The sequence below is a fragment of the uncultured Thiocystis sp. genome, from assembly GCF_903866365.1.
GTDB lineage: Bacteria > Pseudomonadota > Gammaproteobacteria > Chromatiales > Chromatiaceae > Chromatium.
Window position 1 is genome coordinate 20,615 of sequence record NZ_CAIPNF010000036.1, and the last position, 13,004, is coordinate 33,618.

The window sequence follows — 13,004 nt, forward strand, 5'->3', positions numbered from 1 at the left end:
CCATGGGCAAGACCATCCAGGACATGCCCGCCGCCGACCGACCGCGCGAGAAGCTCTTGCGCAAAGGTGCTGCCGCGCTGAGCGACCAGGAATTGCTCGCCGTGCTTCTCGGCAAGGGCACGCCGGGAATGGATGTCATGACGCTGGCCGCCAAGCTGGCACGGCTCATCGACGAGAAAGGACTGAACGTGACAGCCGAAGAACTCTCGCGGTTCGCGGGGGTCGGCGATGCCAAGGCGACGTTGATTCTTGCCGCCATCGAATTCGCCCGCCGCCGCATCAAACCGGAAGGCGCGAAGATCGTGACCCCCGCCGACCTGTTACCCCATGTCCGCCACTACGCCGACCGTAAGCAGGAGCATTTCCTCTGCGCCAGCCTGAACGGCGCGAACGAAATCCTGAACATCCGCGTGGTGTCCATTGGACTGATCGATCGCAGCTCCGTGCATCCACGCGAAGTCTTCGCCGATGCCCTGTCCGACCGCGCCTGTGCCGTCATCGTCGCCCACAATCACCCCAGCGGTGGCGTGGAACCGTCGCACAGCGACATCGACATCACCGCCCAACTCAAGGCGACGGGTGAAATCGTCGGCATCGAGCTGCTGGACCACATCATCTTCAACAGGACCGGATACTTCAGTTTCCTGGAAAACGGAAAGCTGTAGGTCGATGTTCTGCCGCGCCTCTCGAAAGGGGCTGATCGAGCGCTTTCATCCTGAAAATGTAGAGCGCATTGCAAGCCCTTGTTTTCTTGGCGCCCTTTGCGCCTTTGCGGTTCAACCGGATTTAGGATCAACGCTCAAGTCTCGTTTTCGGCCACCTGGAGCAAGCCGCGCAGCACCAGATCCGGAATTTCCTGAAACGGCCGATCGAGAGCCGACCGCAGCCGTTGCGCATCGCCGCCCGTCAACAGCAGGCGGGGAGTCGCGCCGGCCAGTTCGACCAGACGATCCAATAAGCGCCCCGCAAGCGCGGCAATTGCCTGGACACTGCCGGCGGCCACTGCGGTGCCAGTATCCTGTGCCCAGGGATCGCCGGCTGGCTCGGACTCGATACGTGGAATCTGAGTACCCGCCAGAAGACTGTTGCGCATCATCTCGATGCCCGGAAGGATCAGACCGCCCAGATGGCGGCCATCGGCCAGCAGCAGGTCGAAGGTGGCCGCGGTTCCAGCATCGAGGATCAGCGTGGCCTGCCGTGGCGCTGTCCCGACGCCTTCGAGCACCGGCGCGTGGGCCGCGATCAGCGTCAGCCAGCGATCGACCCCGAAACGCGCTGGCTCGGCATAGGCGATCCGCACCCCGCCGAAGTCGGCGCGGGTATTAACGAACTCCGGATCCAGACCCCAGTAGGCGCGGGCCACCCGCCGCAGCGATTCCGCCACCGCCGCTCCGCCGACATTGCTGACGAGGATGCGCGCGGGCGCCCCGATCGCTTCCCAGTCGGCAAGCAGATCCAGCGGCACGCCGCCGCCATGGCGCAGAATCCGCACCTCTCCAAGCCGTCCGGCCTCCTGGGTGGTCCAGCGCAGATTCGTGTTTCCAATATCCAGCAATAACATTTAGGCGATTTCCGGAAAACCTTTTTCCCATTGAGACGCAGCGAATGTCACGAAATCCACCATGAACAACACCGCCGATCATGCCGGACGTAAATTACATTCGCAAACTCACCTCGCCGGCCTGAAACCGTTTGAGTCCTTCGGCGGTTTCCAATTGCAGGGAGCCATCGCTGGCGATTCCGGCATGAATGCCCTCGATCCCCCGATTTGCGCCCGTCTCGGCCCCGATCAGCAACCGGACCGGTTGGCCCAGAAAGGCATCGAAGTCGCGCCACTGGTCGAGAAAGGGTTCCAGCCCCTCGCGGTCGAAGGTCTCCAAGGCCGCCAGCAATGTCTCCAGCAGCCGCGCCGCCAGTTCATTGCGGCCGAGTGGACGCCCATCCAGCACCTGACGCAAATCCGTCCAGGGTTGATCGATGTCGCTCCCCTGCGCCGGATCCATGCGCAGATTGATGCCGACCCCAACCACCAGATGGCTCGGTCCCTGCGACTCGCCCGCCACTTCCAGCAGCAGACCCGCGAGCTTGCGGCCATGCCAGAGTAAATCGTTCGGCCACTTCAGGGCCAGATCCCTGGCCCCAGCGGTCCGCAGGACATCCGCCACCACGGCGCCGGCGGCCAGACTCGCCCCGCCGAGCGCCGAAGGGGCCAGGGGCGTGCGCCACAGCAGGGAGAGATAGAGATTGACGCCAAACGGCGAGACCCAGACGCGGCCCCGCCGTCCGCGACCGGCGCTCTGGCGCTCGGCCAGACAGGCGGTGCCGGATGGCGCGCCAGCGGCCGCCTCGCGCATCAAAAACGCATTGGTGGAATCGATCTGGTCATGGATGTCCAGGCGCGCCAGTCCGGCGTGTCCCGCCAGCGACAGGGACGCCAGAATGCGCTCGGCATCCAGGAGTTCGAGTGGCGCGGGCAGACGGTAGCCCCGTCCGCGCACGGACTCCAGCGCAAGTCCGTAGTGCGCGGCGGACTTGCGCAAGGCTTTCCAGACCGCGACGCGGCTGATCCCCAAATGCCGGGCAATCGCCTCGCCGGAATGATACCGACCGTCGGCGAGCAGGCGAATGAGCGCGAGATGACGTTCCACGGCAGGCTCACGCAAGGCTGGCAAGCCAGGCGGCGCGGACCTGCGCGACCCTGTCGGACACGGGATCCAGCAGCGTCAGTTCGCAGGTATCGGCGCTCGCGGGCTGGGGATCGGCGGTCAGGGTCAGCAATTCGTCGCGCCGGAACAGATGCAGCGGGACGCCGCCGGGCTGTCCGGCGGCGCGCGCGACCAATCGCTCCAGGTTGTCGGCGGTCGCGCGCAGGCCGTCGACCGCGATCAGCAGATCGCCCGGCGCCAGACCGGCGCGTTCGCCCGCGCCGCCCGAGATGACGTGCTGGATCGCCGCCTCGGAGCCGTTCGGGCGCAGACGCACATCGAGCGTCGGGGTGGGGTCGATGGGGTCAAAGCGTTCGACGCAGCCGCCGGTATCCTTCGGCCCCTGAGTCGGACGCAGACGCATCCCGACCCCGACGGTCGCGAGCAGCCCCGCCAGGTCGATGTCCTCGGTGGAGTCCAGCGCCTGGGCGAAGAATCCATCCAGGTCGAGAACGGAGACGGCGCCGGCGAGCGCTTCCACGCCACGCTCCGGCACGCCGATGCCGGTGCGCCCGTGGCAGCGCCAGAGTTCGCGCATGACCTCGTCGAGCGAATGGACGCCGCCGGTCTCGTGACGGATGGTCAGATCCAGGGCCAGCGCGATCAGCGCACCCTTGGCGTAATAGCTGACCAGCGCATTGGGCGCGTTTTCGTCCGGCTTGTAGAACTTGGTCCAGGCATCGAAGCTGGCTTCCGCCAGGGTCTGGACATGACGCCCCGGACTGCGCATGACGCGGGTGATGGTCGCGGCGAGCAGGCCGAGATAGGTCTTGTGGTCGATACAGCCGCTGCGCGCCAGCGCCAGCTCGTCGTAATAGGAGGTAATGCCCTCGAAGGCCCAGAGCTGACGGGTATGAACCTCGCGATCCAGAGCGCCGTCGATGAACACCTGGGGCCGGATGCGCTTGACCTGCCAGAGGTGAAAATATTCATGGCTACAGAGTCCGAGCAGACGCTGGTAGCCCTCGGACGGCTGGTCGTCACCTGGCAGGGGCAGGTTGTCGCGCGGGCAGAGCAGGCTGGTGGAAAAGCGATGCTCCAGACCGCCATAACCTTCGCCGACCACGGTCAACAGAAACAGATAGCGATCGATCGGCAGTTCGCCGAAGAGCGCCGACTGCTGGGTACAGATCCGTGTCAGATCCTGGAGCAGGCGTGACTCGTCAAGCTGGCCCCGGCCGCTGATCGCGATCCGGTGCGGTACCTCCTGGACCCTGAAGGACAGCAGCCGGAAACGGCCCATCTCGACCGGATGATCGATCAGATCGGCATAATCGTCGGCCTGATAGCTCCCGAACCCCAGCGGCGCGGCGTCCAGCGGGCGCAGGCTGGTCGCTACCCGCCAGTCCTGACAGTCGACATCGTCCGGTGGCGACAGTTCGACCCGGCAGGGGCGGTCTTCCAGACCATGGACGCGCAGCAGCAGACTCGCCCCATTGAAGTAGGCGTGGGTGGTATCCAGATGCGCCGCGCGGACCGACAGTTCCCAGGCAAAGACCTGATACGCAACCGTCACGGCACCCGTCACGCTTTCACAGAACCAGGTCTGTTTGTCCAGCTTCTCCAGCGCCAGGGCCTGACCGTCCGCGGTCCTCGCGGTGACGCCAAGGAGGTTGCGCGCGAAGTCGCGGATCAGATAGCTGCCCGGAATCCAGGCCGGCATGGAGAGCGTCAGCCGCCCGGCCGGCGGACGCGCAATAAGGATCTCGACGCGAAAGAGATGGGCTCGCGGAGCATCCGGCCGAATGCGGTAGGTCAGGTCGAAGGACCGGGGCAGAGGATCGGGCATGGCGGACATCCGGCTTGAGGAACGAGCCGATACGGTAACAAAAAAATGCCGTCGGATGCGCGGACGCATCCGACGGCATTCTCCGGGGCGCGGCGCCCCGGGGCTTGAGTCGGCTTACCAGCGCGGCCCGCGTGACGGACGTTCCCCACGCGGTTTGGCTTGGTTCACCTTCAGGTTGCGGCCTTTCAGCGGGGTCTCGTTCAGACCCTTGATCGCGGCATCGGCCTCGGCGTTGTTCGGCATCTCGACAAAGCCGAATCCCTTGGAGTCACCGGTAAATTTATCGGTGATCAAGTTCACGCTGGAGATTTCGCCATACGCACCAAAGGCGTCACGCAGTTCCTCTTGGGTCACGCCGTAGGCCAGGTTGCCAACATAAATATTCATTATTCAGATTCCATTGGAAAGGGCATTGAAGAGAAAGAGAGAACGGTCGAAAAATCAATGCGCAACTGATTCGACAGTCTATGTCTCCAACCGCTGGAGACGAAGCTTGTAAGGATGATCGCAGCGGAGGCGCGCTCGCGCGTGAACCTCCCCGAGCCAGACAATACTTGAAAAACCTGGCTCACAATATCCGTATCTCTACGCTAACGCGAGGGCTTGGCCTGAGAAGCCGCATGGGGTCGAGCACGACGCCCCGGTTTCGGTCCCTGCCCTACCCGCGGAGTCGCGTGCGCCCGCACCACCGGCCGATTCTGTCGACGCGCCGCGCCATTGGCATCGGCGCCGCCACGCCGCCCCCCCGGACCCGGCTCGGGATCGCAGGGCGGGGGCGTCAAGGATGGCTCGAAGCCCGCCACTGGATTCAGCGTAATCTGACGCCCCAGCAGGCGCTGGATGCCTTTGAGCAAACCCATCTCGTCATGGCTCACCAGCGAGAGCGCCTGGCCGCCGGCGCCCGCCCGACCCGTGCGGCCGATTCGGTGGACATAGTCCTCGGCGACGTTGGGCAGCTCGAAATTCACGACCTGAGGCAGATGCGCGATATCCAGTCCGCGCGCGGCAATATCGGTGGCGACCAGTGCGCGCACGGCCCCGCGCTTGAACTCATCCAGGGCGCGGGTTCGCGCGGATTGGCTTTTATTGCCATGAATGGCGGTCGCGGTAATTCCTTCCCGACCCAGATGCTCCGCGAGCCGATTCGCGCCGGCCTTGGTGCGGGTAAACACGAGCACCTGGTTCCAGCCTTCGCGTTGAAAGAGATGTGCCAGCAGATCGCGTTTGCGTGACTTATCGACCGGGTGCGCGGCCTGCACCACGGTCTCGGCGGCCGTATTGCGGCGCGCGACTTCGATCAATTTGGGACGCGTGAGCAGATTCTCTGAAAAACGCCGCATGTCGTCGGAATAGGTCGCGGAAAAGAGCAGGTTTTGACGCCGTTCCGGAAGCAGATTGATGATGCGCTTGACGTCATGAATGAAGCCCATATCGAGCATGCGGTCGGCTTCATCGAGCACCAGGATTTCGATGCGGGATAAATCCAGCGTGCGCTGACCGGCATGATCGAGCAAGCGGCCGGGCGTCGCCACCAGGATATCGACGCCACGATGTAATTGATTGACTTGCGGCTGCATTCCAACACCGCCGAAAATAACGGTTGAACGCAGTGACAAGTGAATTCCGTAGGCATGCACGCGTTCGCCAATTTGAGCGGCAAGCTCACGGGTCGGCGTCAGGATCAACGCGCGCGGCTGGCGCTGCGGATGTCCTTTTTCGGCGAGCAATTGCAACAGCGGCAAAACGAATGCGGCGGTCTTTCCGGTTCCGGTTTGAGCGCCGGCGAGCAAATCATGACCCGCCAGAATCACGGGGATAGCTTGTGCCTGAATTGGCGTGGGGCGGCCATAACGCTGCGACGCGACAGCGCGCAGCAAATCGGCCCGAAGACCGAGTGAATCGAATGACATGAAAACTCCTGAAACCAGCCTAACCCATTCATTAGTCATGGGGCCGGTCTAGGCGAAAAAGAGGGGGCGTTCGAGGTGATGCCTGAGAGAACGAGAGGATTCAGCCGCGAGACGACGCATCGACCGGATGATGCGAAGCCGTCAGTGTAATCGCTCGCTGGATGAAAAGCTAGTTGCCTGATCGATATTTGTTCTTTAGTAAGGATCCGCAACGTTCAAGCGGTCCGGAGACATGACGAAAACGTAATGACCGACAAGCATTCAAGCAAATGAGATTGTCCGTTCACCCGTCGGCAAGCCTGGAGCGAACGGAAAACCCTTACACATGAAAACTTTACGTGACGGATACCACCGCAACATTCACTGGTATCGTAGAGATAACTAATGATGAAGCGGCGTTTCAGCACACGCAAATAACATTAGCCTTCAATGGCCTGAAGCGAATTTGCCTTGAATGCCACACGATCCGCCTTGGACCCTGGATCGTAACCTTGTTCCTGCATCTTCTGCTTCATCCAGCCGGGTAAAACACCGCGCACATAAATATTATCGGCATTATCCGGATCGACATAACGGGTATACTGACGATCGCTGACGAGCTTCCGCGCCGCCCCCATGCCACGTCGGCGCTTCGGCGCCACCAACGGTAATATTTCTTCGAATCGATAGCCGTTCTTTTCGATGATATTCCTGATCTGTTGAATAACATCGTCTTTACCCTCCTGGCGACGAACTTCCAGGATTCGATTCAGCTCCGCCTGCTTGGTCTCGGCTTCCTCAAGCTGGCGTCTGATCTCATCAACGCTAAGGTCAGCGTACTCCACGTGCGATACCTCCAATACTTGCGATAAATCATGTTTCAACTGTACGCCGGCAGAAATGACCGCGCGTATTTATAATTTATGCAATTCTTAATAAATGTCAAGAAGCCTATTTCAATATTTTGAAGTCACAGGATCTGCGCGCCGGCTTGAAAGCCGTTTAATGAGCCAGGATTTCTGCTTTGTCAAATTGGCGAGCCGCCCTTAATCGGGATTCCGTTGTGTGAGGAACATCGCATCCCCATAGCTAAAGAAGCGATAACGCTCGGCAACCGCATGACGATAGGCGCTCATCATCGGCTCATAACCTGCAAACGCGGCAACCAGCATTAATAAGGTCGACTCGGGCAGATGAAAATTCGTCACCAAGGCATCGACGACCCGAAAGCGGTAGCCAGGACGAATGAATAGCCTGCTGTCGCCCCGGTAGGGCTTGAGTTGACCGCTGGCGGCGGCCGTTTCCAGACTTCGAACGCTCGTCGTTCCCACTGCCACGATCCGTCCACCCAACTGACGCGCCAACTCGACCCGCTCGCATAGCGTCTCATCCACCTCCAGCCATTCGGCATGCATTTCATGGTGGTCCAGATCATCCACTCGAACCGGCTGAAAGGTTCCCGCGCCAACGTGAAGCGTGACTTCTGCCCGGCCGATGCCGATTTCGCCCAATCCTTGCAACATGGCGGCATCGAAATGCAGCCCCGCGGTCGGGGCCGCGACCGCCCCCTCGCGACTGGCATACAGCGTTTGATACCGCGCCTCGTCGGCGACATCGTCCGGGCGCTGAATGTAGGGCGGCAGGGGAATATGGCCATCCTTGGCCATGATCTCGGCAAAGGTTGCGTCGCGCGCGCGCAGCCGGAAAAGTTCGCCTTCGCGCAGCATAACCGTCAGGCATGCCCCGCCGGTCAATGTGATCGATGAACCAGGTTGCGGCGACTTGCTCGCGCGGACATGAGCCAGCGCCTCGTCAGGCTCCAGCAAACGCTCGACCAGGATTTCCACCTGCCCGCCGGTCGCCTTGCGCCCGAACAGTCGGGCGCGCATGACACGGGTATTGTTGAAAACGAGCAGGTCGTTTGGCCGCAGCAGACGTGGCAGATCGGCGAATCTCCGGTCACATGGCTCCCCCCCCTCCAGGGTCAACAGTCGCGCTCCGCCGCGCTCGGCGAGCGGACGCTGGGCAATCAACTCGGGTGGGAGGTCATAGCGAAAATCGGAACGGCGCATCGAATTAAACCGCGCCCAGCATGGCATTCATGATTGATGCATCTTGAAATCGCTGATAACTCTGGATATGAACCGCGGTGACGCCCGACCTGGCATGCGGCTTCGCGACTGATTTCAGACTATCATGCCTGGCCTGCCGCACGCCCCGACTGAGGTTCGTTCCCTATGATAAAACTCGGCATTGACCGCCTGCTGGAAATTCCTGATCTGCGTAAACCCCTTTGGGGCCAGCGCGTTGCATTCCTGGGCCATCCCGCCTCGGTGACCGGGTCGGGCATGCACAGTCTGGATGCGCTCATGACCTTGGGCGAACTGAAAATCGTGGCGGCTTTTGGCCCACAACACGGCATGCGCGGCGACAAACAGGACAACATGGTCGAAACCCCCGATGCGTTCGACCGGCGCCATGGCATTCCCGTCTACAGTCTCTACGGCCATGTACGGTATCCGACCGCGGACATGCTCGACAGTTTCGACGTACTCCTAGTCGATCTCCAGGACATCGGTACCCGTATCTATACCTATGTGACGACGCTGGGCTATCTTATCGCGGCCTGCGCCGCGGCGGGCAAGAGTCTTTGGGTGCTTGATCGCCCTAACCCGGCCGGGCGCCCGATCGAGGGCAGTATCCTCCAGCCGGGCTGGGAAAGCTTCGTTGGCGCGGGCCCGCTGATCATGCGCCATGGCCTGACGTTCGGCGAATTGGCCAAATGGTTCGTCGCCGCGCGCGGTCACACGCTCGATCTCCATCTGGTCGCGATGGAGGGTTATCGCCCCGCCGAGGCCCCCGGTTTTGGCTGGCCGGTTATGGAACTGTCCTGGATCAATCCCAGCCCCAACGCCTCCAGCCTGAACATGGCCCGCTGTTTTCCGGGTACCGTCCTCCTGGAAGGCACCACCCTCTCCGAAGGCCGCGGCACCACGACAGCGCTGGAACTCGCTGGCGCGCCCGACTTGGATTTCGAGCGGATTCTCCAGCGGATGCGGAACCTGTGGCCAGCCTGGACCGAAGGCGCCTTGATCCGCCCCTGCTGGTTCGAGCCGACCTTCCACAAACATGCCGGTCAGCTTTGCTCGGGGCTCCAGATCCATACCGACAACGCGGGCTATCGACACGAGCGATTCCGCCCCTATCGACTGATTGCGCTGCTGCTCAAGTGCCTGCGCCTGGAGTACCCGGATTATCCGCTCTGGCGCGACTTTCACTACGAATACGAGACCGAGCGGCTGGCCATCGACCTGCTCGCCGGCGGCACCTTTCTGCGCGAGTGGATCGATGACCCGGAAGGCGGACCGGGCGACCTGGAGCGACGCCTGCTTGCCGACGAGGAACGCTGGACCGCGATCAGCGCGCCGCTCAGGATCTACGCGGGGTAATTCGCCCGTCCATCGCGGCTTTTCCCAGACTGAAGCTCAGCGTTACCCGCAGACCGGGTTGATTGTCAGACAGATCGATGGTCGCGTGATGAAGCTGCGCCACGGCATGCACCAGACTCAGCCCGAGTCCGTTGCCCAGTGTCGAACGGCTCCCGTCGCCCCGAAAAAAACGGCGGAAGACCAACTGGCGTAGCTGACTCGGAATGCCCGGGCCATTGTCGGCCACGACGACCCGAGCGCGCAGAAAATCGGAGCCAACCGATAGGATGATGTCGCCACGGGAGTGCGTATATTTGATGGCGTTATCCACCAGATTCGTGAGCGCCTGAAACAACAGGTCACGGTCGCCAACGATCCATGCCGTTCCGAACGCCCGGTACTCCAGACGTTGTTCCCGCTCGCTGGCAACTGGCTCGTAGAGTTCCGCCACGTCACCCACCAGCGCGGTCAGATCGAGCGGCGCGAAGGCGGCGCGGCGGCTACCGGATTCGATGCGGGCGATCCGCAGCAGGGCGTTGAAGGTAGCGAGCATCTCGTCGGCATCGGCGAGGGCCTCTTCCGCGAGCGTGCGCGCGGCCCCCGCGTCCGGCAATTCCACGCCCAGGATTTCGAGCTTGTTGCGCATCCGGGTGAGTGGCGTGCGCAGATCATGGGCGATATTGTCCGAGACTTGCCGGACTCCTGCCATGAGCGTCTCGATACGCTCCAGCATCCGGTTAAGACTGATCGCCAGCTGATCGAAATCGTCCCCGCTGCCGTTTAAGCGAATCCGCCGCGAGAGGTCGCCCTCCATGATCTCCCGACTGGTCTGATTGATCGCCTCCAGCCGCCGCACCAGGCTGGCACTCATCAGCCAACTCCCCAGCAATGCCATGGCGGCGGTGATGGCGAGACCCCAGGACAGCGCATTGATGATGAGCGCGCGGGTGGCCTCCAGATCCCGGACATCGCGCCCGACGAGCAGACGCAACCCTCCGCGCAGCAGAAAAACCTGCGCGCGCGCCTCGTGCTCCTCGGTTTGGTCGGGACCGCGCTCGCGCAGACGAAAACGCATCCAGCCCTCGGCATCCGGAAGTTCGGAAGGCCAGCGGTCCAGATTACCCAGGATGCGCTCGAGTTTGTCGTCCACCAGCAGATAGACGCTGGAACCTGCTGGATCGAGCGCCACCTGTTTAGCAATCAGCGTGGTGAGACCGTTCAAACCACGCTGGTGGTACTGTTCGGCGAGACCACGGATCTCGGCGTCAATGGTGGCCGTCGCCTGGCGATCCATATATCCCGCCGTCGACCAGTAGATGAACCCGAGCAGGATCGCCACCGAGACCCCAAGCAGGAAGACATAGAGCAGGGCCAGCCGGAAGGTCGAGCTACGGAGTGGAGGGGCGCGTCTGCACAGTTCGGCCCAGGCTCCGGAACCCAGCCCGGCCCACTTCATGGCACGCCAAGCAGATAGCCCGCGCCACGCACGGTCTGCAACAGCGAGGGGTCGAAATCCCTGTCGATCTTGCCACGCAGACGACTGATATGGACATCGATGACGTTGGTCTGGGGATCGAAGCGATAATCCCAAACCTGTTCGAGCAACATGGTGCGGGTGACCACCTGCCCGGTGTTGCGCATCAGATATTCGAGCAGGCGGAATTCGCGGGGCTGAAGCTGAATCGACGTTCCCGCGCGACTGACCTCGCGCTTGAGCAGATCCATCTCCAGATCGGCGACGCGCAGACGGGTCTCGGGTGCCTCGGCGGACCCACGACGCAGGAGCGCCTCAAGGCGGGCGTGGAGTTCGGAGAAGGCAAAGGGTTTGATCAGATAATCGTCGCCGCCCGCGTGCAGACCCTCGACCCGATCTTCCACCTCGCCGAGTGCGCTCAGAAACAACACCGGAGTTCGATTGCCCGCGGCGCGCAGAGTGCGGACGATACCGAGCCCATCCAGGCCCGGCAGCATCCGATCGACGATGAGAATGTCATAGTCGATGCTTGCGGCGGCCAGCAGGCCCTCGCGGCCATCCACGAGATGATCGACCACGAAGGCCACTTCCACCAGCGCTTTGCGCAAATAGTCCGCCAGCTTACGGTCATCTTCGATCAATAGAATGCGCATCTGCGTCTGCAGTTCCTCCTACCTCACGCCGCCAATGGCACGACCACCAGAAACAAGAGTCTGTTGAGGACGCAATTCAGGCGTCAACGGAACCAGATAAATTTTAACTGAGGTTGACCGTCATCATAGTCAAGCTCCCGCGGGACGATTGACCGTCATCAGGCATCCGGTCAACTTCTCAGACAGTATCGGGTGGCAATCCTTGCCGGAGGATTAACGGATCCTTACCGATTTGTCAGGGATCTTTCCGTGTTGCAGCCCACCGCGACGCAGAGTACCTTGATAACGCCTCGCGACCACTTAAACCCGTTGCAACGGAAACTACAACATGAAACGAAGCACCTCTGGATTGCCCCTTGCCTGCATGATGCTCTGTGCATCCGCGACCCTCGCACCCGCCGCCTTTGCCGAAACGGAGATGATCCCGGTCACGGGCTCCCTGGTGACCAGCGAACTCACGGGGACCGTGACGGTCGTCGACCTGGAGCGGCGCATGCTCACCATCCGAACGCCGGAAGGGCCGTTCGAGGTCATCCATGTCCCGGATCAGGTCACGCGCCTCGATCAGGTCAAGATCGGGAATAAACTGACCGTCAGCCAAACGGAAGCCGTCGTGGTCGACCTGCAGAAAGGCCCGAGCGCCGGATCCGTGAGCGTCACCAAGGAGACCGTCACCGAACGCGATCCAGGCCGCAAGCCTGGCGGCACGATCATCGACACGATGACCCGATCCGGACGTGTCGAGGCGGTCGACAAGGTCAATTCCAAGGTCACCGTACGCGGTCCCACACAGACGCAAACGTTCTCCGTGCGCGATCCCGCGCTGCTCAAGGAGGTCGCGGTCGGCGACGGCGTGGTCTTGACCTACATGCGCGTCATCCGTGGCGAGGTCACATTCAAGTAGGGAGCGACTTGGCAAAGCGCTGGTCGACCACCAAGATCCAGGCGCGGGAGTGCAATACTCCCCCGCTTTATCGTTCACCTTCGAGACACATACAAGGCCCAAGCCGCTGACCACCTCCTCCACGTTTGATCGGCAATCCCCGCGATGGGCGCCGACACTGCT

At 62.0% G+C, this 13,004-nt stretch carries 12 protein-coding genes; 3 read left to right on the forward strand and 9 right to left on the reverse strand.

Going from position 1 to position 13,004, the window contains the following annotated elements:
- The first annotated feature begins 2 nt into the window (after positions 1 to 2).
- Positions 3 to 665: a DNA repair protein RadC gene (radC, locus tag QZY07_RS02075; protein WP_295399445.1), complete on the forward strand. Its 663-nt coding sequence runs from the start codon at positions 3 to 5 to the stop codon at positions 663 to 665.
- 134 nt (positions 666 to 799) lie between these two features.
- Here the strand turns inward: radC and QZY07_RS02080 are convergent, their stop codons facing one another.
- The 7 genes from QZY07_RS02080 to queA all read right to left on the reverse strand — a co-directional run bounded on the left by QZY07_RS02080 (position 800) and on the right by queA (position 8,455).
- Positions 800 to 1,561, reverse strand: a complete 762-nt coding sequence (locus QZY07_RS02080) for a type III pantothenate kinase (protein WP_295399446.1) — start codon at positions 1,559 to 1,561, stop codon at positions 800 to 802.
- Positions 1,562 to 1,655: 94 nt separating this feature from the next.
- Positions 1,656 to 2,648, reverse strand: coding sequence for a bifunctional biotin--[acetyl-CoA-carboxylase] ligase/biotin operon repressor BirA (birA, locus tag QZY07_RS02085; RefSeq protein ID WP_295399467.1), 993 nt, complete (start codon positions 2,646 to 2,648; stop codon positions 1,656 to 1,658).
- A 7-nt stretch (positions 2,649 to 2,655) separates the two neighbouring features.
- A complete protein-coding gene (locus tag QZY07_RS02090) occupies positions 2,656 to 4,494 on the reverse strand; it encodes a peptidase M61 (protein WP_295399447.1) in 1,839 nt (612 codons plus the stop codon).
- A 114-nt stretch (positions 4,495 to 4,608) separates the two neighbouring features.
- Entirely contained in the window at positions 4,609 to 4,881 is a 273-nt protein-coding gene (locus QZY07_RS02095) for an RNA-binding protein (RefSeq protein WP_014777231.1), read from the reverse strand.
- Between the two features lie 203 nt (positions 4,882 to 5,084).
- Positions 5,085 to 6,404 carry a DEAD/DEAH box helicase gene (locus QZY07_RS02100; protein WP_295399448.1) on the reverse strand — a complete coding sequence of 440 codons (1,320 nt, stop codon included), beginning with the start codon at positions 6,402 to 6,404 and terminating at the stop codon, positions 5,085 to 5,087.
- Positions 6,405 to 6,823: 419 nt separating this feature from the next.
- Entirely contained in the window at positions 6,824 to 7,228 is a 405-nt protein-coding gene (locus tag QZY07_RS02105) for an H-NS histone family protein (protein ID WP_295399449.1), read from the reverse strand.
- Between the two features lie 201 nt (positions 7,229 to 7,429).
- Positions 7,430 to 8,455 carry a tRNA preQ1(34) S-adenosylmethionine ribosyltransferase-isomerase QueA gene (gene queA, locus QZY07_RS02110; protein ID WP_295399450.1) on the reverse strand — a complete coding sequence of 342 codons (1,026 nt, stop codon included), beginning with the start codon at positions 8,453 to 8,455 and terminating at the stop codon, positions 7,430 to 7,432.
- 165 nt (positions 8,456 to 8,620) lie between these two features.
- Between queA and QZY07_RS02115 the strand changes: the two genes are divergently transcribed.
- Positions 8,621 to 9,832 carry a DUF1343 domain-containing protein gene (locus QZY07_RS02115; RefSeq protein WP_295399451.1) on the forward strand — a complete coding sequence of 404 codons (1,212 nt, stop codon included), beginning with the start codon at positions 8,621 to 8,623 and terminating at the stop codon, positions 9,830 to 9,832.
- Here the strand turns inward: QZY07_RS02115 and QZY07_RS02120 are convergent.
- Positions 9,813 to 11,267 (reverse strand): HAMP domain-containing sensor histidine kinase, encoded by a 1,455-nt coding sequence (locus tag QZY07_RS02120; RefSeq protein ID WP_295399452.1) that lies wholly within the window; start codon positions 11,265 to 11,267, stop codon positions 9,813 to 9,815. The genes QZY07_RS02115 and QZY07_RS02120 overlap by 20 nt on opposite strands.
- A complete protein-coding gene (locus QZY07_RS02125) occupies positions 11,264 to 11,938 on the reverse strand; it encodes a winged helix-turn-helix domain-containing protein (protein WP_295399453.1) in 675 nt (224 codons plus the stop codon). Before QZY07_RS02125 ends, QZY07_RS02120 begins: the two co-directional genes overlap by 4 nt.
- A gap of 328 nt (positions 11,939 to 12,266) precedes the next feature.
- On the opposite strand from QZY07_RS02125, the gene QZY07_RS02130 reads away from it, so the two are divergent.
- Complete coding sequence (locus QZY07_RS02130; protein ID WP_295399454.1) at positions 12,267 to 12,842, forward strand: copper-binding protein; 576 nt, start codon at positions 12,267 to 12,269, stop codon at positions 12,840 to 12,842.
- The last annotated feature ends 162 nt before the right edge of the window (positions 12,843 to 13,004 follow it).

What these genes read in the sequence shown, in the direction of transcription:
- radC (WP_295399445.1), top strand. Translation starts at nt 3, where the DNA reads ATGGGCAAGACCATCCAGGACATGCCCGCCGCCGACCGACCGCGCGAG.
- QZY07_RS02080 (WP_295399446.1), bottom strand. Translation starts at nt 1,561, where the DNA reads ATGTTATTGCTGGATATTGGAAACACGAATCTGCGCTGGACCACCCAG.
- QZY07_RS02090 (WP_295399447.1), bottom strand. Translation starts at nt 4,494, where the DNA reads ATGCCCGATCCTCTGCCCCGGTCCTTCGACCTGACCTACCGCATTCGG.
- QZY07_RS02095 (WP_014777231.1), bottom strand. Translation starts at nt 4,881, where the DNA reads ATGAATATTTATGTTGGCAACCTGGCCTACGGCGTGACCCAAGAGGAA.
- QZY07_RS02100 (WP_295399448.1), bottom strand. Translation starts at nt 6,404, where the DNA reads ATGTCATTCGATTCACTCGGTCTTCGGGCCGATTTGCTGCGCGCTGTC.
- queA (WP_295399450.1), bottom strand. Translation starts at nt 8,455, where the DNA reads ATGCGCCGTTCCGATTTTCGCTATGACCTCCCACCCGAGTTGATTGCC.
- QZY07_RS02115 (WP_295399451.1), top strand. Translation starts at nt 8,621, where the DNA reads ATGATAAAACTCGGCATTGACCGCCTGCTGGAAATTCCTGATCTGCGT.
- QZY07_RS02120 (WP_295399452.1), bottom strand. Translation starts at nt 11,267, where the DNA reads ATGAAGTGGGCCGGGCTGGGTTCCGGAGCCTGGGCCGAACTGTGCAGA.
- QZY07_RS02125 (WP_295399453.1), bottom strand. Translation starts at nt 11,938, where the DNA reads ATGCGCATTCTATTGATCGAAGATGACCGTAAGCTGGCGGACTATTTG.
- QZY07_RS02130 (WP_295399454.1), top strand. Translation starts at nt 12,267, where the DNA reads ATGAAACGAAGCACCTCTGGATTGCCCCTTGCCTGCATGATGCTCTGT.